Origin of the sequence: Petroclostridium sp. X23 (genome assembly GCF_030013905.1) — a bacterium.
In the GTDB taxonomy this organism is placed as follows: Bacteria; Bacillota; Clostridia; order SK-Y3; family SK-Y3; genus X23.
In genome coordinates this window covers 3,788,974-3,815,417 of the sequence record NZ_CP124862.1, presented here as the reverse complement: position 1 = coordinate 3,815,417, position 26,444 = coordinate 3,788,974, and the positions used below count along the sequence as shown (strand labels likewise).

The 26,444-nt window shown below is 35.0% G+C and carries 26 protein-coding genes and 1 riboswitch; of the genes, 7 read left to right on the top strand and 19 right to left on the bottom strand.

Translation table 11 applies throughout. The annotated features are described in order from the left end of the window. Window positions 1-205: 205 nt before the first annotated feature. Window positions 206-1,348 (bottom strand): mandelate racemase/muconate lactonizing enzyme family protein, encoded by a 1,143-nt coding sequence (locus QKW49_RS17865; protein WP_282864016.1) that lies wholly within the window; start codon window positions 1,346-1,348, stop codon window positions 206-208. Window positions 1,349-1,779: 431 nt separating this feature from the next. Here QKW49_RS17865 and QKW49_RS17860 point away from each other — a divergent pair, with 431 nt between their 5' ends. Continuing rightward, entirely contained in the window at window positions 1,780-2,415 is a 636-nt protein-coding gene (locus QKW49_RS17860) for a GntR family transcriptional regulator (protein WP_282864015.1), read from the top strand. 83 nt (window positions 2,416-2,498) lie between these two features. On the opposite strand, the gene QKW49_RS17855 is transcribed toward QKW49_RS17860, so the two are convergent. The 8 genes from QKW49_RS17855 to QKW49_RS17820 all read right to left on the bottom strand — a co-directional run bounded on the left by QKW49_RS17855 (window position 2,499) and on the right by QKW49_RS17820 (window position 10,146). Beyond that, window positions 2,499-3,485 (bottom strand): hypothetical protein, encoded by a 987-nt coding sequence (locus QKW49_RS17855; RefSeq protein ID WP_282864014.1) that lies wholly within the window; start codon window positions 3,483-3,485, stop codon window positions 2,499-2,501. 432 nt (window positions 3,486-3,917) lie between these two features. Continuing rightward, window positions 3,918-4,157: a hypothetical protein gene (locus tag QKW49_RS17850; RefSeq protein WP_282864013.1), complete on the bottom strand. Its 240-nt coding sequence runs from the start codon at window positions 4,155-4,157 to the stop codon at window positions 3,918-3,920. A 26-nt stretch (window positions 4,158-4,183) separates the two neighbouring features. Further along, window positions 4,184-5,446: a UV DNA damage repair endonuclease UvsE gene (gene uvsE, locus QKW49_RS17845; RefSeq protein WP_282864012.1), complete on the bottom strand. Its 1,263-nt coding sequence runs from the start codon at window positions 5,444-5,446 to the stop codon at window positions 4,184-4,186. A gap of 239 nt (window positions 5,447-5,685) precedes the next feature. Continuing rightward, on the bottom strand, window positions 5,686-6,867 hold the full coding sequence (locus QKW49_RS17840; protein WP_282864011.1) for a DUF2812 domain-containing protein: 1,182 nt from the start codon (window positions 6,865-6,867) through the stop codon (window positions 5,686-5,688). Continuing rightward, window positions 6,860-7,159: a PadR family transcriptional regulator gene (locus QKW49_RS17835; RefSeq protein ID WP_282864010.1), complete on the bottom strand. Its 300-nt coding sequence runs from the start codon at window positions 7,157-7,159 to the stop codon at window positions 6,860-6,862. The genes QKW49_RS17840 and QKW49_RS17835 overlap by 8 nt, the downstream gene beginning before the upstream one ends. Window positions 7,160-7,540: 381 nt before the next feature. Then, a complete protein-coding gene (locus tag QKW49_RS17830; protein WP_282864009.1) occupies window positions 7,541-8,734 on the bottom strand; it encodes an MFS transporter in 1,194 nt (397 codons plus the stop codon). Window positions 8,735-8,785: 51 nt separating this feature from the next. Then, window positions 8,786-8,950, bottom strand: coding sequence for a hypothetical protein (locus QKW49_RS17825; RefSeq protein WP_282864008.1), 165 nt, complete (start codon window positions 8,948-8,950; stop codon window positions 8,786-8,788). 437 nt (window positions 8,951-9,387) lie between these two features. Continuing rightward, window positions 9,388-10,146 (bottom strand): transposase, encoded by a 759-nt coding sequence (locus QKW49_RS17820; protein ID WP_282864007.1) that lies wholly within the window; start codon window positions 10,144-10,146, stop codon window positions 9,388-9,390. A 159-nt stretch (window positions 10,147-10,305) separates the two neighbouring features. Here QKW49_RS17820 and QKW49_RS17815 point away from each other — a divergent pair, with 159 nt between their 5' ends. Continuing rightward, on the top strand, window positions 10,306-10,524 hold the full coding sequence (locus QKW49_RS17815) for a hypothetical protein (protein WP_282864006.1): 219 nt from the start codon (window positions 10,306-10,308) through the stop codon (window positions 10,522-10,524). 228 nt (window positions 10,525-10,752) lie between these two features. Here QKW49_RS17815 and QKW49_RS17810 read toward each other — a convergent pair whose 3' ends face one another. Further along, on the bottom strand, window positions 10,753-11,460 hold the full coding sequence (locus QKW49_RS17810) for a hypothetical protein (protein WP_282864005.1): 708 nt from the start codon (window positions 11,458-11,460) through the stop codon (window positions 10,753-10,755). A gap of 663 nt (window positions 11,461-12,123) precedes the next feature. Here QKW49_RS17810 and QKW49_RS17805 point away from each other — a divergent pair. After that, on the top strand, window positions 12,124-12,768 hold the full coding sequence (locus tag QKW49_RS17805) for an accessory gene regulator B family protein (RefSeq protein ID WP_282864004.1): 645 nt from the start codon (window positions 12,124-12,126) through the stop codon (window positions 12,766-12,768). Window positions 12,769-12,773: 5 nt separating this feature from the next. Next, window positions 12,774-12,914, top strand: a complete 141-nt coding sequence (locus QKW49_RS17800) for an AgrD family cyclic lactone autoinducer peptide (protein ID WP_282864003.1) — start codon at window positions 12,774-12,776, stop codon at window positions 12,912-12,914. Here the strand turns inward: QKW49_RS17800 and QKW49_RS17795 are convergent. From QKW49_RS17795 to QKW49_RS17775, 5 genes are all read right to left on the bottom strand, one after another. Then, window positions 12,906-13,535 (bottom strand): GHKL domain-containing protein, encoded by a 630-nt coding sequence (locus QKW49_RS17795; RefSeq protein ID WP_282864002.1) that lies wholly within the window; start codon window positions 13,533-13,535, stop codon window positions 12,906-12,908. The genes QKW49_RS17800 and QKW49_RS17795 overlap by 9 nt on opposite strands. A 223-nt stretch (window positions 13,536-13,758) precedes the next feature. Further along, window positions 13,759-14,517 carry a transposase gene (locus QKW49_RS17790; RefSeq protein ID WP_282864001.1) on the bottom strand — a complete coding sequence of 253 codons (759 nt, stop codon included), beginning with the start codon at window positions 14,515-14,517 and terminating at the stop codon, window positions 13,759-13,761. Beyond that, a complete protein-coding gene (locus tag QKW49_RS17785; RefSeq protein ID WP_282864000.1) occupies window positions 14,489-15,682 on the bottom strand; it encodes an IS4 family transposase in 1,194 nt (397 codons plus the stop codon). The genes QKW49_RS17790 and QKW49_RS17785 overlap by 29 nt, the downstream gene beginning before the upstream one ends. A gap of 231 nt (window positions 15,683-15,913) precedes the next feature. Further along, window positions 15,914-17,176 carry a hypothetical protein gene (locus QKW49_RS17780; protein WP_282863999.1) on the bottom strand — a complete coding sequence of 421 codons (1,263 nt, stop codon included), beginning with the start codon at window positions 17,174-17,176 and terminating at the stop codon, window positions 15,914-15,916. Window positions 17,177-17,263: 87 nt separating this feature from the next. Beyond that, window positions 17,264-18,214 carry a C39 family peptidase gene (locus tag QKW49_RS17775; RefSeq protein ID WP_282863998.1) on the bottom strand — a complete coding sequence of 317 codons (951 nt, stop codon included), beginning with the start codon at window positions 18,212-18,214 and terminating at the stop codon, window positions 17,264-17,266. A gap of 459 nt (window positions 18,215-18,673) precedes the next feature. Here QKW49_RS17775 and QKW49_RS17770 point away from each other — a divergent pair, with 459 nt between their 5' ends. From QKW49_RS17770 to QKW49_RS17755, 3 genes are all read left to right on the top strand, one after another. After that, entirely contained in the window at window positions 18,674-19,033 is a 360-nt protein-coding gene (locus QKW49_RS17770; RefSeq protein WP_282863997.1) for an accessory gene regulator B family protein, read from the top strand. Between the two features lie 88 nt (window positions 19,034-19,121). After that, the gene (locus tag QKW49_RS17765) at window positions 19,122-20,861 is read left to right on the top strand and encodes an IS1634 family transposase (RefSeq protein ID WP_282863996.1); all 1,740 of its coding nucleotides are present in this window, start codon (window positions 19,122-19,124) and stop codon (window positions 20,859-20,861) included. 444 nt (window positions 20,862-21,305) lie between these two features. Beyond that, window positions 21,306-21,446, top strand: a complete 141-nt coding sequence (locus tag QKW49_RS17755; RefSeq protein ID WP_282863994.1) for an AgrD family cyclic lactone autoinducer peptide — start codon at window positions 21,306-21,308, stop codon at window positions 21,444-21,446. Here QKW49_RS17755 and QKW49_RS17750 read toward each other — a convergent pair. From QKW49_RS17750 to hydE, 4 genes are all read right to left on the bottom strand, one after another. Next, a complete protein-coding gene (locus QKW49_RS17750; protein ID WP_282863993.1) occupies window positions 21,438-22,691 on the bottom strand; it encodes a GHKL domain-containing protein in 1,254 nt (417 codons plus the stop codon). The two genes, QKW49_RS17755 and QKW49_RS17750, sit on opposite strands and share 9 nt — an antisense overlap. A 19-nt stretch (window positions 22,692-22,710) precedes the next feature. After that, window positions 22,711-23,433 carry a LytTR family DNA-binding domain-containing protein gene (locus QKW49_RS17745; protein WP_282863992.1) on the bottom strand — a complete coding sequence of 241 codons (723 nt, stop codon included), beginning with the start codon at window positions 23,431-23,433 and terminating at the stop codon, window positions 22,711-22,713. A gap of 212 nt (window positions 23,434-23,645) precedes the next feature. Continuing rightward, the gene (locus tag QKW49_RS17740; protein WP_282863991.1) at window positions 23,646-24,935 is read right to left on the bottom strand and encodes a homocysteine synthase; all 1,290 of its coding nucleotides are present in this window, start codon (window positions 24,933-24,935) and stop codon (window positions 23,646-23,648) included. An 89-nt stretch (window positions 24,936-25,024) separates the two neighbouring features. Then, window positions 25,025-25,123: riboswitch (SAM riboswitch) on the bottom strand. An 82-nt stretch (window positions 25,124-25,205) separates the two neighbouring features. Beyond that, window positions 25,206-26,270, bottom strand: a complete 1,065-nt coding sequence (gene hydE / locus QKW49_RS17735; RefSeq protein ID WP_282863990.1) for a [FeFe] hydrogenase H-cluster radical SAM maturase HydE — start codon at window positions 26,268-26,270, stop codon at window positions 25,206-25,208. Between the last annotated feature and the right edge of the window lie 174 nt (window positions 26,271-26,444).

Below are 26,444 nucleotides of genomic sequence, written 5' to 3'. Positions count from 1 at the left end.
TTAATGAATTCTCAATAAACAAATATACCGCCAATACCCATGAATATGATGTAGCTATAGATCCATCGGAATTGCAACTGCAGAATTTGTATAGATACGAAAAATTACTTTCATAGTATATTGACGGTAACCAAATCCATTTGGTATAAATATGTATTAATATAAAATTCCATTTGTAATAATCATTACATTTTAATCAATAACATCAATATTTATCTGCTCTATATTTTTCGATCGCTTTATCATCAATTTCAATTCCCAAACCAGGTTTTTGTGGAACATCAACATATCCATCTTTCACTATAAAGTCTTCAATCAACATCTCTTTTCTAATAGGGGTATCCCAGACACAGTATTCCAACAGACACGCATTAGGAATTGCTGCAATCAGATGAAGTGATGCGGCTATTACAATCCCGCTGCTCCACGCATGAGGTACCGTTGTAATGTTATTTGCCATGGCCATCGTAGCAATTTTCTTTGCCTCCGTCAAACCACCACATCTCGTGATATCAGGTTGAATGATATTAATCTTAGAATAATCTATCAGCTGTTTAAATCCGTATCTTGTAGACTCGTTTTCTCCACCTGCGATTCTTGTATCAATAGATTCTGCCAACATCTTATACCCATCATAATCATCTGGCGATAACGGCTCTTCAATCCAATAAGGACTAAATTGTCTGATCTCTTTTGCAAGTAATAATCTTGATGTTGCATCGATAGGCGTATCAGGTGAAGGAATAAAACCTAGATCCAGCATGAGGTCCATATCTTCTCCTATTGCTTCTCTAGCTGCCCGTACAAGTTCTACATTTTCTCTGAAACCAAGTTCAAATCCACCCCAACCCATTTTGACCGCAGTAAACCCTTTTTCTTTCCACTTTAAAGCTTCCTCAGCAGATTCTTCCGGAGTATATGGCATTAATGTACTTGCATACGCACGTACTTTTGAACGAAACTCTCCACCTAGCAATTTGTAAATAGGCTTGTTTAATGCTTTCCCTATAATATCCCATATTGCTATGTCAATACCGCTTATAGCATGAATGACTGCTCCACGTCTACCGTAAAACATGCTTGCCAAATACATCTTTTCCCATATTTTATCTGTCTCAAATGGGTCTTCTCCTATAATGGCCTGCCCTAAGCCTTGGCATATTCTGTGGGACGCCGGGGAGTCAATAATAGCCTTAATAACCCAAGGAGCAGAATCAACCTCTCCATATCCTACTATCCCTTCATCAGTATAAACTTTAATAATTATTCCATCCTGAGCACTATCATTAATAAGCAGGATATCACCTTTTTGTTTTACCGGAATTGCTTCCACTTTCGTTATCTTCATAAAGATCCTCCTTCAGTTACTCTACTTCTGCAAAAATATAAATATAATCAGTAAAACTGGAATTTACAAATAAGCGTAAACCTATATGATTTATACTTTTTCACCTAGTCCCTCCCTTACAAATCTCTAATGATCGGTTAAAGTTAGCTGTATTATATCTAATACAATTTATCATGAGAACAAAATTCTTTTATATTAAAATAGCTAACCTACATAAGATCAATTACCCTATCTCAGAAATTGAGTTTCATTTGCAGAATAAGAGTTGTTTATTTTTCAACTTGATTATATATGATCCCTCGGCAATTGTCAACTGTATATTGTCAACAATTTTCATTTTACGTTTAACAATTGACAAATGCTGTATTATGGGATACACTATATTTAAATTTATACAAATTAGAATTCATTAAAGAAATGAGAGGTAGAATTTGAATACAACATTTAAGTTTGAAAAGAGTAAACAGAAATCATTAAAAGATTTTGCATATGAATCGATTAAAGAAGCGATTATTAAAGGTGTCCTGCCTCCTGGCAGTCGTTTGCGTGAAACCGAAATTGCATCTCAAATGGGAATAAGTCGTGGACCTATTAGAGAGGCTCTTAGTCTCTTGTCTCAAGAGGGACTTGTGTATTCACACCCTTATCGAGAGACAGTAGTAGCTGAAATTTCTCCTGCTGAAACTGAAAAAATATATGTACCGATTAGAAAAGTTATTGAAAATTATGTAGCAGAAAATGCACATAGAGTACTGGGTGAAAAAGAATATAACTATCTAGATTTATTATTGGATAAAATGGAATCTGCGTGCAAGAAAGATGATCTTGATACCTTAACCGAGCATGATATAGAATTTCATAGTTATTTAGTCAAAAGTGTTGCAAGCCCTAATCTGTATGCTCTATGGAATAACATAATAGCTAAAATTCACGCTCGTCTACTTTATCAAGGGATTAAGCATATCGACCTAGATAGCGTCACCTTAGAACACAGGGAATATTTGCAATATATTAAAGAAAATAATTTTAAAAAAGTTAGAGAACATTTAGAAACACATATTTATTGATCTAAGAGAATGTAATAAATTTATTATACAGAGAACGAGGACATTCCTCTGGAAGAGGCATGTCCCCATTTGTCTGCTTGCAATTAATACCGGTATTGGTCATATAACCATCGAATCCTTGCTGTAGATATCCCAAAATGCTTTGCCGCATCTTCAAAAACGGCTGCAGTATACTTATCTCCCGAATATCCGCTATTCATCTTATCATAATACTCATATCTCTTTTGACACCACTGATAGACGACTTTCGGTGTAGGGTCAGGTTTCTCTTTTTTCTCCTCTTCTTTTGTAGGAAAAGTTTTTGTTGTATCCACAAAACCAATACTGATCCTGTAAGGCTCACCCTTCTTGCTGTACAGCATCAAAAAAACATCTATATCAACATCTTCTCTTTGCCAGGCTGCTTGAAATATGCCATAATTATAATCACCTTCCAGTTTTGAGGCTATCCTCTCACCGGTAATATCTTCAACCTCTGTATTCTCTATTGATTTACCCTCCAAAGACACTACCGCCCTTTGTATGTCAGGAACACCCAGTCTATCTATTAGATCCTGCTTAATGGTATCATAATCGTCTTGAAAATTCTTTTCTTCGTAGAATAATTCATAACCGCCTTGTATGAGTTTCTCATCAGCATCAAAAAAGTATTTAATGGTAGCAGGCATCTCATTAAGTCCGAATTCCTTACGAAGAATATACTCATAAGTCATTTCCTTGCCGGTTGTATAATCATTTGTATATTCTGAGATCATTTTTGCCGTCTCTGCTTTTTTTACTTGCTCAATATTCATTTCCCAGGTTGTATTTCTAAAGGGATACCGGTCATGCGCAATGGGTGGCATATCGTTTTCCTCACCAGGTGTTTCAGAAATGGTCTCATTGGTATCCAAAGCAGCTTTAGGTGTATTTACCGGTGATGCTTCGATACTCTCTGAAGGTTTTACTGCTTGATTATTTGATTTTGTTTTGACTACTTCCATACTTATAATAGTCCCTATGATCAGTAAAAAAACTATGACCGCTATTAAAAATATATGAAAATATTTTTGATTTGCTAATAGTCTCATAAATCCATTCCCTCCATATATTTAAAACTGTTTGCTTCGTTTAAATAATCTACTATACGCCTAGTTGATTATTCATCTTCAACCACCAATATATTATTATGGACTGGGATAACACTATACGCTTTCACAAGCGCTGTATAAGCTTATCATACAAGTGCACGCTTTGCAATATTTATGTAATGTTTATGTAACATTGAAAATAATGACGGAGTGTACCAAAGACGCATATACCGACCGGTTACCAAACTCTTTTTCGGTTTATGATAAACTACTTATACAGAAATATTTTTCAATAAAAAAGAATACCGTATCCGCTTATTGCATATCCTATTACATTGTGGATAACTCTGTGGATATGTTGTTAACTTGTTGTTGGCAATTCTTAAACACAACATATTGCATAGTACTGTAGACCTGCCGGTATACGAAGAGTCACTTTATATCTTTCTCCATTATCTTGTCTTTTTCGCGCTTTTGCTTACCAATGATTATATTTTCTAATTCTGCGACTCTCTTTTTTAAATCCCTAATGGATGAATTAATATATCCTATATAAATAATAGCTCCACATAAGATCGCTATTGCAGCTACTGCATTAATATCTACTTTAAACAAATCTATTAAATAAATGCTGCAGACAATAGCCACTGCAATGTATATATTTTTCAACACAGAACATCACTCTTTTATTTTAAAAGTTACGCTTGTCCCCAATACAACAAGGAATTGATTAAATACTCTATCCCTTGCTTTTGTGCACACCTGAATAAATGATTTTTTAATAATTGGCTCTTAACAGTACCCTCCATATAATCTTCCAGTAGTTTTTCAAACCGCCTTTTTTCAATACTGGAGCATTCTTTCTTTACATATCCCCAAACATGCTGTGCCGCATTCACTTCAGCCCCTTGGTCCTCAGGCAGTAAAATTGCTTGTTCGATCTTTTGATAGAACACCTCTGCCTTGGGTGCTTGTTTTTCTTTAAGCAGCTCCCGCATCTCATTATACAGCTTTGCTGAACGGCTTAGTACAAAGTATTTATACCTTGCCCACTCTTCTTCCAGTTCTCTGATACACAAATCCTTATTAATAGAGTTTATACATTTAACAGCTGATAAATTTTTATCCTTTACTTCCAACATGATATCAATCTCTTTGTCAGGAAGCCGATTATAGAATTGTAAAAATTCCCCGATGTAAATGGTTTCTGAGTGTGCACCTCTGACATCTCCGGTTCTTTGCTGTGAATAGTGAATTTTTTGCTTACCGTCTTGTTTGTCAAAAGTATTTCCGCATAATTGAATCCATTCAAATTCGGGCAAGTTTTTATTCGGCGGATTTAATTCATGGTGCAGATTATCAAGAACAACCGGAATACCTATGATTTTTGATATTTCAAGCGTATCCTGTACAGTATAATTTTTATCATCATTCTCTATCACCAACCTGCTTTTCACATCTTCCGATAACTGATGATAGTTCTCAATAAATGTTTGTATGGCTTTGTGCTTATCCCGGTATACACCGCCAATATGAAGTATAATCTTATTTGTCCGGTCAACTCCAAGTGCATCAAGAAATGCAGCATGGTACTTCAAATCCTCAATTGCATTTCGTACTACCCTTGGATCAGGAGAGTTAAGAACTGTGTATTGCCCCGGATGCATAGATACTCTCATACTGGCTTCCAGTATTTTTTGTCCTATTCTTGTAAATACATCTTTAAATTCGTCTGCCCATCTTAAGGTGTTCACAGGATGGGATGCAAATGGAATAATATCAGAGCTGATCCGAAACAATTTGATTTCTTTTTTAATATTGTAATCCACCATTGCTTCAAGAGCAGACAAATTCAAAGCTGCAATTTTTCTTATATTATCGTCTGTAGCATTTTTAATCAAACAGCGTGACAGCTTTGCGTTTTGAACGCCTATTGTAATGCAGGCATATCCTATAGCCAAATGTCAAACCTCATTTCATCATATTTATATTTATTGAATCCATTACCTTTTCTCATAGATCTAATTATTTATTGATACCACATTGTAAGTATGTTTTCACAATTTTCTAAATATTTTCTAAATATTTTCTAAAAGATAAAAAAGCTGCTGACATTTTGTTATCAACCGCTTATCTATTTTCTCTTAGCTTTTAGAAGAGATATCTATTTCATCTACAGACCAAACAAGGAGACGGTTTATCATTCGCTAATTGTACTGGAAATGAGAGATAAAATATGCGCTGCATCTTTATTCCCATAATATCGAACATGGATCACATTATTATTCAAACTGGCAAAAATCTGTTTTTCAATACCTTCTACAGAAATATAGACTTGGTCAAACAGGTCAGTATCAACCTTTTGACGAGTAATATCAGTCTTATACAGATAACGGTCCATAAGGTCATGAATCAAGCCATCCGCTATTGCCGGAAAGGCTAGCTGATAAAACTGTGTATGAATGCTTGGTGAATATGTTCCGCTTTTATCCCCCCACATCTCATTATTTACGATACCATGTTCATCCACTTCATATTGTACGGGGGCTAAAACGCTCCAGTTATAATTGACATGGTTTCCCCAATCCACACCTTCAGAATTATAGAATATCTCACGTTCAAAATTAGGATTTTGCTCTATTTCTTCCAGTCTTACAATAGGAAGATCGCTTACGGCTTCGGGCAATGTGTATTCTTTACTTTTTATCATTTGAGCTATCGGATTCAAAATGCTCAATACGGCAATTGTCAAAACTAAGATACTCACCGTTCCATTAATAAAGTGGCTTCTTCTCCAATTTTCTTTATGATTGATAGGCTGACCTTCTGAGAGCGATTTTCTGAGTATACGAACGGCTATGTAATTACGTATTATCGCATAAAAACCATAAAGTTCTACTATCACAAGCAGTATCTGTTGAATAAACATACCTCTTACCATTGACAGAAACGGCCTTCTGTCAATGAAGAATACACTGAACATTATGCCAAAGAAAAGCAGCATCATTAAAGATATTATAATCAAATTACTTCTTAGACGCCTATCCAAATCAACTAATGTATAACTTTGTTCCGCAGGGTCGGTGTGAAGCTCAGGTGAATCAGAGGATTCGGGAGATGAAAAGATATAAAAGTTACCTCTAACCGTCACAATGTCCCAACCACATTCTTTATAGACATCCAGTTGTTCCTGCGATGGTTTTTGCTGCAAGACATCAATGCGATACTTACTTTTGCTGGGTTCTCCTTTTTCAAAAGAAGCAAATACACGTCCTATACTTTTTAAATGAAGTCCTTTTTCCGCCATATCGGCAAACCAGCTTTCATTTTTCCCTATGCTCCAGCCATCATCCAAAAGAAATTTTTTGACTATTTTACTCATTTCTCTTTTCCTCCCTCAACAGCCTCCCGTCCTCCACCAGACATACTAGCCGTTGATATTCTTGCTTCAAAGCAGCTTTTCCCACTTCAGTCATCCCGTAAGTTTTTCTCCTTCCATTATCTTTAACTACCATGATAAAACCGTCTTTTTGCATTCTGCCAAGCACGCCGTACAGTGTACCCGGACCCATACGAATACGACCTTTGGACACTTGTGCGACGGCATTCATTAATTGGTATCCATGATTAGGACTCATTAATGCAAGCAGTACATAGTACATTGCTTCTGTCATTGGCCCCCCTGAATATGGCATATCCTCTCTCCTTATTATTATTATGTGACTCGATATATCGTATCACATAATAATAATATCTGCAAATCTCTTTTTCAAAAAAAGAATAATCTGTCTCTATATTGCACATTCTATTATATTGTGGATAACTCTGTGGATATGTTGTTAACTTGTTGTTGGTACTTTTGAAACACAACATATTGCATAGTACTATAGACCTAATAGCATAAGAAAGTCACTTCATGCCGTTCCTCGTCATTCTATCTTTTTCGTCCTGTTGTTTACCCATGATTATATTTTCTAATTCTGCGACTCTCTTTTTTAAATCCCTAATGGATGAATTAATATATCCTATATAAATAATAGCTCCACATAAGATAGCTATTGCATTTTTATATTAACAACCTGAACCATAATAAGAGCCATCAATAGAGAAACAGGAATTAATAAAAATATGGAATTAATCGAATACTGTATTGATACAATACTTCCAAGCATAGGTGAAATCGCCCAGCCGATACTTCCTACCAAGCCTTGTATTCCGAATAAAGTTCCTCTTTTTTCAGGTGAAATACTCTCACTGGTAATAGACATTACGATTGGTTCTATACCACCTATAGCAAAGAAGAAGATGCTGTAAACTACGGCAAAACTCCAGATGCTTCTCAGAAAGAACAGGGGTGCGGATAAGAGAATTCCTGCAGACAACAATACCTTCATGACCATCAGTTTGTCATATTTATCTCCTAGACGGCTCAAAATCAATCCGGCAGCAGCTGTCATCAGGCCAATGATGCCATTGATAATCCCGGTAGTTTTAGCGGTACCTGTAGTAGTAGAAAGCAGTTCCTGTATAAATAAGGGGATATACGGATTAAAAACGGTGCGGGATACTCTCATGAAAAACAACACCAGCAACATGGCTATCAATGTAGAAGTAAATATGGATACCCCTGAATTAGTTTCAGCATGCTCTTCTAGCTCTTCTATAGTAGATGATACCGGAGCCTTATTTTCATTTACGATAAAAAGTACAAGAAAAAAATCAATCAACATCAAGGCAGCTCCGATAAAGAAGCTTATACGGTACCCGAACATCTCCGCTACGACCCCTCCGATGGCGGGACCGGCAGAGAAACCTATAAAGGTAGAAGAAGATAGAAAGCCCAAGGCATAAGACATACGATGTGACGGAGTGCCGGACGCAACCAACGCAGCGGAAGCCGTGACTGTTCCTGTAAACATGCCTTGGACAAAACGCAAAATAATGATATGTTCCACCTTTGTCACAAGACCCAGTCCGCATAATATTAATGTAGCCGCCAGCATGGCTCTTAGCAGCATCGTCTTTTTGCCCCACTTATCCGCGGCAATACCCCAGAGAGGAGACATTATTCCCATGGTTATTGCCGGAGCAGCACTAAGGATACCTGTATATAGTTTAAGCTGGTCAGGGTCAGTAACGCCCATATCCTGTATGTAAAATGGCAAAAACGGAAGTCCAAAGCCAAAACTCATAAGAGATACTATTTGTGCAATCCATATAGTGTAGAGATTAATGCGCCACCGTTCCATAGCTGCCTCCTGACATATCAATTCTTGATCATTCAATAATACATATGTATATCAATAGGATTTAATCTTGTTTTTTTCTATATATATTTTTAACGCTGTAATTGCTACCAATATCAACCTAATGAGAAGCAAAAGAGCTATAACTGCTAAAACACTTAGCAATACATTAACAACTATAATTAAGATCGGAAGATTCAAGACCGGAATACCTATCATATTAAAATCCCTCCCTATAACTTTAACAAACGTATGCTATGGGACAATTCTTTGTCACACCGCAAGCAAAACATCCTTACCATTATTTAATCAAGGTATTTTCTTCACAACTTATAACGCATTAATGCTTAGAACCAATATATTTTACTAATAATGTTCTTATATTTTTTATAAATCTTAAACTGATTTTTCCAGCGAAATAAATAACAATAATATACATTGAGCATATAAAAACCAAATATAAGATGTGATAAAAAATTGGTAACCCATGTGAATCTATTATAATACGCCGCCTTTTATTAATAAACTGAACTTATCTTACCTAAAAATCCATTAACTATTTTATCATTTCCTACATACATTTGCAAATACAATGTCTCACCACCACCAAAAAACCAGAAAAACCATAGGAAAAACCATAGGGACGGTTCTTATGGCTACACCTTTAATACAATTGCCCTACTTACCCCGGTTAGTCTTGCAATTTGTCTTGTAGACATCCCCTCAGTCTTTAATCTTTTTAAAATCTCATCTCTCATGTGAGATTCAAAATTTTGGACTTCCAAGCAATTTCTAGTATTACAAACTTCTCTAATAATTTCTATTGCTTCATCATCTGTCATTCTTCTTTTTTCTTCTAACTCCAAACATCTATCATTATTAATTTCTTTATGAAGAGCTTCAAAACTTTTTGTTGCCTTTTCTCTGTCATTATTAATTATGTCTAATACAAAATCTACATCCGTAACGCTATTCTTTCCTATAAACTCATTATAACTACTCCATTTATAGTCAGCGATATCCGTTACTAAACCTGCTTTTAAGGGGTTCTGGTGAATATATCTTACTACCACCATGAAATAACTCTCACTATCAACCGTTTCACTCTTATATCTATCTTGAAATAAATGTCCGCAACGCTTATATTTGCAATTATACCAGTATACATAACTTGCTCCTATTCGCCGCATTGTTATTCCTAATTCTTCACTCCCTTCTTGCAAAAGTAAATGAATATGGTTTCCCATTAAGCAATATGCATATATCTTATACCCGCTTTTTTCTTTATAGTCCTTCAATGTCTGTAAAAACCTTACATTGTCTTCCTCTTCCTCAAATATGGTTTGCTTATTTATCCCACGTAAAATAATATGATATATTCCATTTTCACTTTTCTCTCTTGCTTTTCTCGGCATATAAATTCACCTCTGCATTTATGCTATCATAAACACAGAGGTCTATCAAACCACAAGAACCGTCCCCTTGGTTTCTTTGATTAAGTATTGAATAACTATTACAATAATGTTAATATATACATATATGTTAAATTTATTACATTTGCTAGGAGGTTTAATATGTTGAAGGTTCATAATAAATATTCTCTTATATTTTCTATGGGTGTCCTTTTACAATCAATTTGTATTTTAGGAGCTTGTATTTCCAGTACAAACCAGTACAATGATATTCGAGATGTGTTATTTAGAGTGTTATCTATACCCAATATTTTAAGCTATTTTTTTATGGCTATTGGGTTGATTGGATTCACGGCATTATTTGATAAAATCAAAAAATGAATCTATAACTTAATGACTATTACTTTCAGATATATATATAGTAGACTAAAAAATACTTCTGTTTGCTGACTCTTCTTATTTGTAAAAATTTATTCAGGAATTAATTTGAGCATTGCATATAATTAGCAGACTTTCATTTTTATGCTATCTTCTAAATATTGGTGTAATTCTATCTAAATAAATATTGCCAACTTTATTAACTCAAAGTTGGCAATATTTTAATATTACTTAGTTAGTATATGAATCTAATGAATATGAAATATATTTTGTGGGTTCTGTAAAGCTTCCGCTAAAGAATAAAGGCATCCCATTTAGCATACCTACTTGCGTCCAAGTTCCCTTGTTCTGATAAAACTTACATCTATATTCTCTGGTATTATAGGATGAGTCCTCAGGTGGACCTGTTAATGTTTGACCTCTTGTAATGGAATATGAGATCTCATTGTTTAAATTTAATGACCCGAATTTTATAGTTCCGTCTACAGAGGCTGATAGCTTTTCTGTTATTGTTGATGAAATAGTTTTTGTTTCACCTCTTGCACAAGAGGCCATAAATCTGTCTGATTCAAGAACATTGTAGTGGGTATATTTTTTACTAGGATATGTTAGGTAATCACCTATGCCATTAGGAGACACCTGAGATTTATCACTATTTGTGTCTAATTGTGATTCTGTTACATCTTTTTTATCTGTAGTCGATGATACAGCGTATCCAATTTCATATATTGTGATACTATCTGTATTTGGGTTTGAGGTTGCTAGAGATTTTAACTCTTCATCACTGATATCGTCTTTGACATTAGATCCAATGTTAAATTCAACATTTCTTCCATCGATCTTTAATACTCTTGTTTGTTTTTCACTCTTAGCAAAAGCAGAACATACATTACAGAGTAGAAAAACTAAACATAATGATAAAACAACTATTTTTTTCATAAAATACCTCCATTTGTTTTTATTATACAGCTCAATTATCCTTCATTTTTCACAAAATCCATCTTTTATTTTAGCGTAGAAATATTTCCGATCTACTTGCTTGATTTTTCCCTTCACAAATGCTCCGATATATTGTATACTTATAATAACTTGTTGCTTTTGTGCAGGGGCATGCCTCAAAATCAATGTAGCTTTTGAACAGTAATGATTGATTTTTGAGGTGTTTTGCTTTTATACATCTAAATAACTGGCGACCTTATATGTATCATGCTTATCCACCTTCTTTCATGCAATTTAATTATAATCAAATTTTCCATTCACTATATAAGACCAAAAAATTCTTCAAGTGTTCCCATATTATTTACTTGAAAATTTTCTTAAACTTTTTGTAAGAAATATGGAATCAATTATATATTTCCCCTGTCTTATACGACAAATCCAATTTCTATACCAAACGCGCTTAGTATGTTTTCACTATATCACACATCCCCATTTTTTCAATATTTTTGGAATGAAAACGTAGTTTAAGGGAACGAAACTGCACATAATGTTTTTTCGTTCCCTTAAACTACGTTTTCATTCCTTTTGGGTTGCTTCAGTTTCATTTTTGTGCTACCATTGCAACAGCTTAATAAGCTATCTTACCGGAAATGCGGTTGTAAAATGATTGTCCGGTTTTTCAATGTTAAAGATTCAGCAGTGGGAATTTTTTCAGCCGCTTTCTTATTTATTGATTCGAAGGATGAGTTTCAGATGCATAGCTTGATAGATGTTTTTACGTATAAAGTCTATAAGGAGAAATTGTTATCTCATCGTGACCTTCGGAAGATGAGGTATGCGATGACGGTTGTTTGGAATGAGGCCATCAAATTTGCAGCACTGCTGGCTTTATTTTTATTACTCAATAAAATCCATGAATTTTTGCTTTGTGTAAGTATCTTATTGTCTATACGGATTTTTTCCGGTGGCTTGCATTTTGAGAGTAATTTCGCCTGTTTTATAGCCAGCGCAGTATTCTTCTGTATTATTATTGTATACTTGCCATTTTTATTTACTGTGATGACAGATATAAGTATCCTCTTAATGCTTATAAGTATATTGACTATTTTTATTTGTTCTCCTGCGCCGTCTCCCAATAGACCGATTATAAGTAAAAAAAGAAAACAAAACTTTAAATATCTTTCCGTCTTCTTTACTCTCGCATGGATATTTATTTTATATACATTTATTCATGATGTTACCTTTTTTGAATGCGGCATATGGACGATTAGTCTGCAAGCATTCCAATTATTTATAGGAAGGAGATGAAACCAATGAAAAAGATTTCTCCGGTATTAAAAGCAGTGTTATATTCCTTTGCTTTTATATTTATTTCAGCCGCAGATTTGATTACGGCTTCCGGCTCATTTCTTCTTTGGGGTGAACCGAAATGCCCGAAAGGTTTATTAAAATAGTATTTTGAATACTACATATTGCTTGTCAAAGGAAAGCTCTATGGTACCTTTATAAGCAGTTACAATTTTCTTTACATTATAAAGGCCATACCCTCGGTGCTTTCCTTGTTTTTTCGAATAGCGCCGATCAAATATATGCGTCATATCTACTTCAGATATTGATTGGCACGTGTTTTTTATCTGGAACACCTTTAAAACTCCTTGTGTACCAAGTGTTAAAATCACTTGGCCATTATCAGTACTTTCTGCTGCCTCAATGGCATTATTCAGTAAATTTCCCAATAACTCAACCAAATCATGCTTTTTCAAAGGATAATCGGGGATCTCTCCTTCAAATTCTACACTGAAAGTAATATTCTTCTCCTCTGCCAAGGCTTTTTTACTATAGATTATGGCGCTTAATATCGGGTCTTTTATATTTAAAAGCTGATCAACAGGCTTTGTTCTGCCAATTAATGCTTCTAGATACTCTTTCACTTCTTTCCGTGCTTCATGATCACCTTCAATTTCTACAATCCCATAAAGTGTATTAAGATGATTCTTAAACTCATGTTGTTGCTGCCGTACTTCATGTATTAAGTTCTTCAAAAACGGGATATATCTTTCATGAATGCGAATCATCTTTTCCTGCTCTTTCATTTTTATCAATTGATACACAAAGTATATATTTACCGCTTCCCATACGATTATACCGGTTAAGAAAGCAACAAAATGCCTCCATATAAAAGCTTTATCCGTTTGCCACACATAGATGATTAATAATATGATTACTACTATATTTACAATAGCCGATGCTATAAATGAATAATACTTTGATTAAAAACCATAGGGACGGTTCTTATGGCTACACCTTTAATACAATTGCCCTACTTACCCCGGTTAGTCTTGCAATTTGTCTTGTAGACATCCCCTCAGTCTTTAATCTTTTTAAAATCTCATCTCTCATGTGAGATTCAAAATTTTGGACTTCCAAGCAATTTCTAGTATTGCAAACTCCTCTAATAACTTCTATTGCTTCATCATCTGTCATTCTTCTTTTTTCTTCTAACTCCAAACATTTATCATTATTAATTTCTTTATGAAAATCTTCAAAACTCTTCGTTGCCTTTTCTCTGTCATTATTAATTATATCTAATACGAAATCTATATCCGCAATGCTACTCTTTCCTATAAATTCATTATAACTACTCCATTTATAATCAGCGATATCCGTTACTAAACCTGCTTTTAAGGGGTTTTGGTGAATATATCTTACTACCACCGTGAAATAACTCTCACTATCAACCGTTTCACTCTTATATCTATCTTGAAATAAATGTCCGCAACGTTTATATTTGCAATTATACCAGTATACATAACTTGCTCCTATTCGCCGCATTGCTATTCCTAATCCTTCATTCCCTTCTTGCAAAAGTAAATGAATATGGTTTCCCATTAAGCAATATGCATATATCTTATACCCACTTTTTTCTTTATAGTCCTTCAATGTCTGTAAAAACCTTACACTGTCTTCCTCTTCCTCAAATATGATTTGCTTATTTATCCCACGTAAAATAATATGATATATTCCATTTTCACTTTTCTCTCTTGCTTTTCTCGGCATATAAATTCACCTCTGCATTTATGCTATCATAAACACAGAGGTCTGTCAAACCACCAGAACCGTCCCCTTGGTTTCTTCCTTGGTTTCTTCCTTGGTTTCTTTTCATATTTACTTTATACTCATATTTTAAACCTTCTTTGCTTAATTCTGCGTTCTCATCAGCTTCTGCTTTTGCCATTGCCATAAGGTTCGATAAATATATAGTTGCATAAAAATCCTGCATTATAGCTGTTGGATTAACTCCCGAAAAGTTTTCCATCTCATATCGGCTTTTTAATTGACTGTATTTAACTTCTATCCCCCAACGTTTGAAATATAGTACTTTAAAATCTTCAGTAGTGAAATCTTCATCCATAATATTAGTAACTAATTTTTCAATTTCACCCGTTGGCAAAATAACGTTAATGATCCGCAATGTTAATGTCTTGTTTTTATGAATGCGCGTGATAATTTGATCCGGTTTATTTGCAGTATCAACTTCCGGCTGAAATTTATTAACCTTTACTCTCATCAAATATTTTAATTTTTTACTTTCTAAGAAATCAAATATATCCTTTGACGGATAACCCCTATCAAATAAAAACAAATCATTTTTAAATCCTTTAATTTCAAGCCTTTCGATAAGCTCTTTTGCTAGATCCCTTTCTGCTGCTTTCCATGTACGTATATCTGATTCAAGTATGTAATCATTTTCCATATCATATATTACAGAAACCATCGCTCTTGCCTGCTTCCTGTTACTTTGATTATGATAATACCCAAAATGTTCCCTGTTACTAACCGTATTAGGGATTTCAGGAATGCTACCATCAATAGAGAGGAGTCTATAACCATTATATTTTTTAAAGTTATCATCATTATAAAACCAGCTTATATAATTATCATTAAGCTGTATAAAGGCATCAGGCTTAATTTTTTGTCGTAGTTGTGAAAAAGCTTGTTTTGTCATAGCGTTATCTCCACCTAAGAATTCAAACCAATCATCTATCTCTATTTGTAATGTCTTTCTTAGTCCCTTTAATATAAAATATATTGCATCTTTAAAATTCATCTTAGCAGTGTCTTTTGTAAAATATGTGCTCTTTTTACGGTTGGTCAACATAAAGATAGCGTCGTTGATTTGTTCTCTAGCTATTTCAAGAGCAGTCATAAAATTTTTTAACATTTGTATCACCCAATATCGAGAAGATATACCATCAAAAAGGTATCCATCTCGATTATTGAGGTGTTTCAAAAAAGTCAAGTGTTTTTTATACTTTTATGTTAAGTTTTCATTACATTTGTTTGAGATTGCAAATTCCAATTATTGTATTCTTAGCTTTATGACATTGGTCTGCCGTCCCCTTGGTTTCTTTTAGCTGGTCTTGCCTTGTTGCTATTTAATGTCTCTGGCACCCTATTTTAAATATAAATAACGCCATATGGGTTTAATATTTTTATTATATGGTCTAGTCCTATATAGAAGTACATTATCACTCATCAATTCTGCATAAACTTCTTGGCCTTTATCAAAGGATATAATTGTATATAGTTTTTCATCCATAAAATTAAAAAGCATGAGTGTTCTTTGTATTGCAGTCTCCCATAATAGATATTTGTCTGTAGCAGTTAGTGTATTCAGATAAGTATTTTTCATTTGATTATATTGCGTATGTTCTCCATTAATTTTGTACTGCCATTGGTTATTTTTTAAATTATAAATACATACCTCGCCATCATAATATGTCTTTCCTGGCTTACCTTCTGCACAAATAAAATCACCGCTTATTGTAGGGTTTATGACGTTTTCATCTGTAACCAATACGGTTTTCTCTTTCGTCAATATATCATAGACAAAGCTTTGTCCTTTATAGGTACCATCTGGATTAACCAAAGCTTTACACCAAACTACTTTGTCATTAGAGATATTAGGATACCCGAATGCGTTCTTTGATAAGTCCTCATCTAGATAATCAATTATTTCAAGTTTTTTAGTTCTTATATTATATAATTTTATAACGGCAGTAACTCTATGCTCTACATTATAATCAAAAGTAATATATGAAATATACTCTGGAGAAATCGCAATTTTAGACGGTGCAAGATAGCCATATTCGATATGCCCTTCTGGGAGGATAATACCTTGATCACTGTCAATTTTTACTATTTTCTTTGTTAGTAAATCTATATAATATAACTTCCACCCTGCTCCATGTGTTTTATCTTGGGTTGGAAAAACATCACCATAAGGGCACTCCGCCCAAGCTACAATATTATTTCTCATATTGATTGCATATACTTTATTCTTACGATTATTTATAATATTCCAAGTCTCTATAATTTCCCCTGTATTCATATTGATGCTTTCAATTAAATTATTATCCGTATTATAATATATAAGCGCATCGTTCTCTTTTTCTACTCCCAATTTTAACATACCATTTAAATTGATTTTAGAATTGACCTGCCCACTTTTCCCTACAATATCTGTGTTTATTCCAAGCCCAATTTCGTCATTCGTCTTATAGCTTTTTTCTGTAATAAGTTCTTCTTGTTTAATAAAACTAGAATCTACGTTTTTTGCCTCTTTTTTATTTTCAGGCTCTATTTTAAAAGAGTTACTAAAACTACATGATGTCAGTACCAGTAATAATAATATCCAAATAGCTATTCTATTCATCGTATTTCTCCCTAATTAGTTATGGTAAGCAACAGAATACAGTATGATCATACTGTATTCTGTTGAAGCTCCCTAGATTAATTCATCTTAATAAACTAATCCCATATCATTTGTTAAGACTCCCATTGTTTGAAACGTCACATGCATATGCCTATCACCTAGATTGTCCTTTAGATTATTTGAATCATAATAATAACAAATTCTATTAGAAGGGTCAGAGCTATCGAACCCTTCACCAGCAACATAGTGATATATGTTACCAGAAACCATTGTTGAATACCCTTGCAAATAATGCGCTGAACCTTTTACTTGGTGCACATCATATACTACCCCATAATTACCCACTATGGTTGCAATGGCACTATCAGCCATTTTTACATTCCATTCAGACGCTTGAACAGCTGACGGCAATAAAGTATAGTATTTATAACTTAAATTTGATCTTCCACTAGCCTTATTATAATAATTAAGTGCTGGCGCTACTTTATATAGAATTGTTCCTGATCCATTAGGAACAATTCCACATAGCTTAGCTAATTCGGTTTGAGTTTTAGATAGACCTTTGTGTTTTAAAATAGCTTGAATTGATGCAGGAGCACAATAATTACCATATTCTTGTACCTCTCCTGGCAAATGAAGGTTTTTAGATTGCCAATCTCCTATTGCAGATACCGAAATATCACCTTTTTCTTTAGAAATATAATCATCCTCAACAGAATCTGGTGCATATTTTTTTATATAGTCTTTTACCTTTGCAATGTCTTTTGCGGTCACCGATTTTGAATTACTGATAGATTTCTTTCTTATAGCAATTACCTCACAAGCCATATCTGACTTTTCAAGTCCGTCTTTAATTTCTTTATCTGTAAATTCGCCAATACCTCTTGGATCTTCAGCAGTGAAATATTGACCTTCTGTTGAATTAGGATCTTCATTAGTATAAATCTGGCTTTCAGCAAAAACTGTAAAACTTGCTAATGATATCATTAATGTTGCACTTAGAATAGTACTAGTGATTTTTAAATTTTTTTTCGACATTAGTTTAATCCCCCTATTTTTATTAGTTTCCGTTGCTGTATCATATGAAATACTATCAAGTTATATGGCCGATAGTTTTTTAAAGATTTTTGCTCCTCTCCTTATTAAAGTTAGTCAAAACACTAAATGTTTATTTAGAGTAATTGCATCCTACTACCAAACGCGCTTAGTATGTTTTACTATATCACACATCCCCATTTTTTCAATATTTTTCAAATGAAAACGTAGTTTAAGGGAACGAAACTGCACATAATGTTTTTTCGTTCCCTTAAACTACGTTTTCATTCCTTTTGGGTTGTTTCAGTTTCACTTTTGTGCTACCATTTCAACAGCTTAATAAACTATCTTGCCGGAAATGCGGCTGTAAAATGATTGTCCGGTTTTTCAATGTTAAAAATTCAGCAGTGGGAATCTTTTGCAGTCGCTTTCTTATTTGGAGATTCAAAGGATGAGTTTTAGGTGCATAGCTTGATAGATGTTTTTACGTATAAAGTCTATAAGGAGAAATTATTATCTCATCGTGATCTTCAAAAGATGAAGTATGCGATGACGGTTGTTTGGAATGAGGCCATCAAATTTGCAGCACTGCTGGCTTTATTTTCATTACTCAATAAAATCCATGAATTTTTGCTTTGCGTAAGTATCTTATTGTCTATACGGATTTTTTCCGGTGGCTTGCATTTTGAGAGTAATTTTACCTGTTTCATAGTCAGCACAGTATTCTTCTGTATTATTATGGTATACTTTCCATTTTTATTTACTGTGACTACAGTGATAGGTATCTTCTTAATGCTTGTAACTCACATTCAGCATGAATAAATTACCATGCATTATTTATGTAAACTTGAATGGAATTTAGAACTTTTGGCGAATCTCTTTTATATACAAAATTATAGGAGTGATTCGTATGGCAAAAGCTTCAAAGAAGTCACATAAACACAAAAGAAATAAAAAGCGTAAAATTACTATACTGCATCCGGCAAAAGTAGAGCAACCTTTGATCCTTCCTTTTGCTTTACTGCTTGCAAACAAGTTTTTAAAACTCATTGGTTTTGTTGAATTCATAGATGGTAGTGTTGAATGGGATGAAAGTCATTGGAAAGTGTCTCCCGGTAATTTAGCTAAGGCCGTGATATTGGCAACATTTATGCAGGTACGAGCCCCACTTTACAGGATCAAGCGGGCATTTGCCGGTTATGATACTGAAGCATTGTTTGGCAAAGGGGTTATGCCAGAACACTTAAATGACTATTCCATCGCACGTGCATTAGACCGAATCAGTGAAGCTAAACCTGAAGGATTGTTTTCATCTATCTGTTTGTCTATGTACAGCGTGTTTCATATTGCTTTCAATCGGCTGCATTCTGATACAACAACATTGTCCTTTTATGGGCAATATATGTGCGACGATGCGCCGGAGGGTGCTTTGAACATCACCAAAGGATATAACAAGGATCACCTTCCGCATTGCAAACAGGCCGTAGTAGGTAAGATTGTCAATGAACATGGTATTGCCGTAGCCAGTTCAACTATGGATGGAAATACTTCCGATATTGAATGGAATCAAAAAGCCTTAGCCCTTACAAAGCAAATATTCGGAGATTGTTTGAATGAAGTAACTTATATTGCTGACTCTAAGCTTATTAATCTGCCAACGTTCAAGCAGCTTACCGATCCAGACAACAGGATACGGTTCATATCGCGGTGTCCTGCAAATTTTTACGGCAAGGTTGCCGGAAGACTGATCGAGAAAGCTTATAAATTTGATCAATGGACTGATATCGGTCAGATAGGTTCTGGCAAGAACGCATGTACCTATGAAATGCAGGAGTTTATGGAGGCTGTTGAAAATTGTGATACCCGGTTTATTGTTGTCCGCAGTAGTGCGGGAAAAGATCGTTTTGAGCATAAGCTGGAGAAGCAACGTATGGAGCTTAAAAAAGATATCCTGACATTATCGGGCAAAGTATTTGTTTGTGAAGCGGATGCCCGTGAAGAGTGGGCTCGCTTTGAAAAAGCTCACAAGAAGAGTCTTTTTCTATTTGACGTCTGTTTCAAGGAAGAAAAAACAGAAAAAAGACCACGTGGTAATCCGGGAAAAAATCCTAAACCTCCAGTTATCGTAATATCTTGGCGTGTAACTGTACACATACAAGCAGAAAATGCTACAGCTGTGGAGAAACTAAAACACGAAGAAGAATGCTTCGTGCTGATCACAAGTATTCATGAGACAGAATTTGATGGCAAGGAGATCCTCCGTCAGTACAAAGAACAAACTGTTGTTGAGGCGCAGTTTAGACTGTTGAAAGAACCTGCACTTGCAGCTTCAATCTTTTTAAAAACGCCAGAGCGAATTAATGCCTTGGTCATGCTCATGAACATCTCACTTCTGATTCGTGCAATTGTTCAGTACAAGATTCGTAAAAGTATCAATGAATCAGAAGAGGAGCTTCCACGTATTGGCTGGAATAACAAGAAGCTTGAAAACCCTACCATCAAATATGTGCTTGAAGCTTTAGAAAAAGCATACTTTGTGAAAGAACAAGAAGATACCTACAGTTATGGGTTTTATAGCGAACACCAACAATTAACTGTAACAACAGTGCTGGAACTGCTAGATATAGACATTGAAGAATTCTTAGAATGACAGTTAACACGACATCCATAGTAATCTCGAAAATGTATTATTAATAAAAGGGATATATTGGGTTGCCGGAGTTAGTGGTATACCTTGGTTCAGTGCGCTTTTTTTACGTAAGCTATGGTAAATCCACTAATTCTGACCGTAATCATGCTCATTAGCAAGTTGATATATCGCTACGCAACATAAAAGGGTAGTGGTAATTTATTCATGCTGAATGTAAGTTGTAAGTATATTGACTATTTTTATTTGTTCCCCGGCGCCATCTCCCAACAGGCCGATTATAAGCAAAAAAAGAAAACGGAACTTAAAATATCTTTCCGTTTTCTTTACCCTCGCATGGATATTTATTTTATATACATTTATTCATGATGCTACCTTTTTTGAATGTGGCATATGGACGATTAGTCTGCAAGCATTCCAATTATTTATAGGAAAGGAGTGAAACCAATGAAAAAGATTTCTCCGGTATTAAAAGCAGTGTTATATTCCTTTGCTTTTATATTTATTTCAGCCGCAGATTTGATTACGGCTTCCGGGTCGTTCGTTTTCTGGGGAGAACCAAAATGCCCGAAAAGTTTGTTAAAATAGAATTTTAAATACTACATATTGTTCGTCAAAGGAAAGCTCTATGGTACCTTTATAAGCAGCTACAATTTTCTTTACATTATAAAGGCCATACCCTCGATGCTTTCCTTCTTTTGTTGAATAAGCTCTGTCAAACATACGCGCCATATCTATTTCAGATATAGATTGGCACGTATTCTTTACTTGGAGCATCTTTAAAGTTTCTTGTGTACCAAGTGTTAAAATCACTTCACCGTTACTAGTACTTTCTGCTGCCTCAATGGCGTTATTTAATAAATTCCCCAATAATTCAACCAAATCATGCTTTCCTAGCGGATAATCGGGAATTTCTCCTTCAAATTCCACACTAAAAGCAATATTCTTCTCTTCTGCCAAGGCTTTTTTACTATAGATTATGGCGCTTAATATAGGGTCTTTTATATTTAAAAGTCGATCAACAGGCTTTGTTCTGCCAATTAATGCTTCTAAGTACTCCTTCACTTCTTTTCGCACTTCATGGTCATCTTCAATTTCTACAATTCCATAAAGTGTATTAAGATGATTTTTAAACTCATGCTGTTGCTGCCTTACTTCATATATCAAGTTCTTTAAAAATGGTATATACTTTTCATGAATCCGAATCATCTTTTCCTGCTCTTTCATTTTTATTAATTGATACACGAAGTATATATTTATCACTTCCCATATGATGATAGCTGCTAAAAACACAACAAAATATCTCCATATAAAAACTTTATCAATTTGCCATGCATAGATGCTCAATAATATTACTACTGCTATATTTACAATAGCCACTGCTATAAACGTATAATATTTGAAAAAGAACTGGCTGGTTTTATCAAGTACTGAAGATTTATAAATCATCAGGCAAACTGCAAATGTGGCTAAGTTTATAATGATGCCATTGTTAAATGAATAATTCATACTCCCTTTATAGATTGACAATGCATATGTAAATATTAATTGCACACTGGAGAATATGGCAAGAATAATGAAAAAATGCACTAGCACATCTCTGATTCGCATTTTAAAAAGCCAAGTAACAAGAGCACATAATATTGTAAAATTAATAACAAATCCCCATGCTATATCAAAATGATCTAGTATAACCGTTATTATTGAAAGAAGTACTATAATAGCCGCATTTTTCACCATAGATTTATTTAATGCCGGATTTAGCCGACTCCATAATAGTAGTAATGATAAAATCTCTATATTTGAGAGCACAAATATCTCATACCATTTCATGATATTCCTCTCCTTTAAACTACTCCATATCATACTTTTTCATAAAACTTTCCTTATATCTATCACTAATATATGCGGGAAGCGAATAATCTTTAAAATATGCCAGCCATGAATTTCTATCTGACTTGTCTATTCTATCAACACTTCCAGTATTTATAATATATGACTTATGAGTCTGCATGAAAGTTTCACGCTGTAACTTATCCAGCATTTTTTTCATTGCTATATTAGGTATTGTATACAGCCTGGTGTTTGTATGTATAACACAGTTCTTCCCCTGGGACTCGATAAATAATATATCATCTATTCTAATTCTAAGAATAAAATCCCTCAGCTCAAAGCATACCTGTTTTTCAACAGGAGGGATCTTTTGAACACCCCTTATCAACCGCTCGGCAACCTCTAACACTTCTTTTTTTGTATAAGGTTTCTCAATATAGTCATAACAATGATATTTTTTAAAGGCTTCAAGCTGATATTGAACATGGGTGGTGATAAATACAACATAGGCTAATTGATACTTTGAAATAGACCTTATAGTCTCCGCTACTTTCAAACCTGACATATCGGGCAATTGAATATCTAAAAAAAACAAATCAATATCTGTTTGCTTTAATAGCTGTATGGCTTCCTTTCCTGTGGATGCTTCCAATATCTTGATATTCCCGTTCAAAGATGTAAGCATCCTGGATAAATTTCTTCTTGCTAATTCTTCATCTTCAACTATTAATATATTTACCATTGGACCTCCGAAAGAATAGTATACGTTTACGTAATATATATACAATCTTATCATATAAAGGTAATTTTTTCAATATTTATACAGTACTTTGTATTATATTGTAAATTAATATGTCAAATGATGAAAAAATACTTTAGAATTTTGTATAAAATACTTTCTAAAAATTAAAAAAGCTGCTGACATTTTATTGTCAACAGCCATCTCTTTTCTATTTATTTAACTGCGTTTTTTAATGCCTGATCCAGATCATATATCAAATCGTCGGCATCTTCAATCCCGATGGATAATCTAACCATATCCGGTGTTACCCCTGCTACAGCCTGCTGTTCTTCCGACAGCTGCTGGTGGGTTGTGCTTGCAGGGTGTATTACCAGTGACTTCGCATCTGCTACATTGGCAAGATGGGAGAATAGCTCAAGGCTTTCAATAAATCTCTTTCCTTCTTCTACGCCACCTTTGATTCCAAAAGTAAATATGGAGCCGGCACCCTTGGGCAGATATTTTTGCGCCAATGCATGATATTTGTTACCCGGCAGGCTCGGGTAATTCACCCAGTTTACCAATGGATGGTTCTGTAAGAATTCCACTATTTTCTTTGTATTGGAAACGTGTCTTTCCACTCTTAGTGACAGCGTCTCCAATCCTTGTAAGAACATGAACGAATTGAATGGGCTTACAGCTGCTCCGGTATCCCTCAACAATGTTACTCTCGCTTTAATGATATATGCCAGAGGCCCCAGTGCTTCTACAAATTTAATCCCATGGTAGCTTGGATCCGGTTCGGTTAATACCGCAAATCTCCCGCTTGCAGCCCAATCGAATTTCCCGGAGTCTACAATGATTCCTCCGATAGATGTTCCATGCCCTCCGATAAACTTAGTAGCCGAATGGACAACAATATCGGCGCCAAACTCAATCGGTTTGATCAAATAAGGTGTACCGAAAGTATTGTCAATAATCAATGGAACACCATTTTCGTGCGCTATTTTTGCTACTGCTTCGATATCAATAATATTAATGCCCGGATTTCCTATGGTTTCTATAAATACCGCTTTCGTCTTTTCATTGATTGCCTGTCGGAAGTTTTCCGGTTCGTCAGGGTTTACGAATACTGTCTTAATGCCGAACCTTGGAAATGTGTTTGCAAATAAATTGTAAGTACCTCCATACAGCGTACTCGCCGCGACAATCTCATCCCCTGCACCGGTGATATTTTGAATTGCGTAAGTGATTGCTGCGGAACCGGAAGCAACCGCCAGTGCTCCTACTCCTCCTTCAAGAGCCGCCACGCGCTGCTCAAACACATCAGTGGTAGGATTCATAATTCTTGTATAAATATTTCCGAATTCCTTTAATCCAAAGAGATTGGCAGCGTGCTCAGAATTTTTAAATACGTATGATGTGGTTTGATAAAGGGGTACCGCTCTGGAACCTGTTGCCGGGTCAGGCGTCTGGCCTGCATGAACTTGCAACGTGTCAAATTTGTATTCTCTTTTACTCATTTTCTTATTCTCCTTTATTATTTATTTTCATTCTATTTAGATAATACAAAACTCTCCTGCGGATACAGGAGAGTCATTCATTTCTTCTCCTCTTATCTCTCAGCTTTGCTGCAGGATTTAGCACCTTGCACATACGTACCGGTTGCCGGGCTTCATAGGGCCAGTCCCTCCACCTCTCTAAATAAGAGCTTATTGTATATTATTTTTATATGTTTAGTTGGTTTAATCTAATTTATCATAATCATATGGGAATGTCAATACCTATATTGACTAATATTTATTATTATAACACTTTTTTTGATATTTGAAACTGTCTCCTCTGCCCATATCCACTTGGAATCCGACTGAATTGATTCTCTTTTCGATGCACTGCCTGCAGTGAGCCGCTTCATCTCCGGTACAAATTTTATTCTCATATAGCTCATATTTTGCTCTTACGTTTGTAGGAGAAAGATTGGGCATCGCGACATTCGCCCCTGCTTTGAGCGCCATTTCCCGCCCCTTCGGGTTTAATGTTCCCATGGCTGTCGTAGCAGGCAGCAAGCAATCAGGTACTAACAGTCGGGTAAATGCCAGCATTACAAGTGTATCTTCCACCGTACCGCCTATTGCATCCTTAAGAGGCGTAGCATTATGCGGAATAAACGGCCCTATCCCTATCATATCCGGCTCCAGCTCTTTCAAAAAGATTAGGTCTTCTGCCAGATCTTCCGCCCTCTGTCCCGGTAACCCAACCATAAACCCTGCACCTACCTGATATCCGATCTTTTTTAGTGTCTTTAAACAGTCTCTCCTATTGTCAAAATCCATGGTAGGATGCAGCTTTTGATACAATTCTCTCGATGCGGTTTCATGCCTTAACAGAAAACGATCTGCTCCTGCTTTGAACAGGTTTCTGTATACCTCTTCACTTCTCTCTCCTATGGAAAGCGTAATTGCCGTATCTTGAAAACGTTCTTTAATCCTTTTGATAATATCAGTTAAGATTTCCTCGGTATACCAAAAATCTTCCCCACTCTGCAAGACAAACGTTCTGTACCCTAATTGATACCCTTCCTGACAGCATGTCAATATCTCATCCGGCATAAGTCTATATCTTTCTACACCGGGGTTAGATACCCGTATACCACAGTAGAGACAATCCTGTTTGCATATATTGGAAAACTCCACAAGTCCTCGCATAAATACTTTGTTACCGTAATACTTTAGTCTGGTTTTATGTGAATATTCAAACAGATTTTCTTTATGTTCTTCATCCAAGTTTTTAAGCAGATAAACGATTCCATCTTTTTCTAAGGAGTTTTGCATATATAACTTATCCAATAAGGCCTTCATATTCATATCTCACCCTATCTTTTGCGATATTTTTATGTTACTGCGTGCATCTATATAATAGCGTAGAAACTGCACAGTATAGGAGATTGTGATAAAGTCAAATTTAGCACATAGAGAAAATCGAACTTGGGGACTGTCCCTGCTGTTTGCCCGGTTTTGGCATAACAGAGGGAC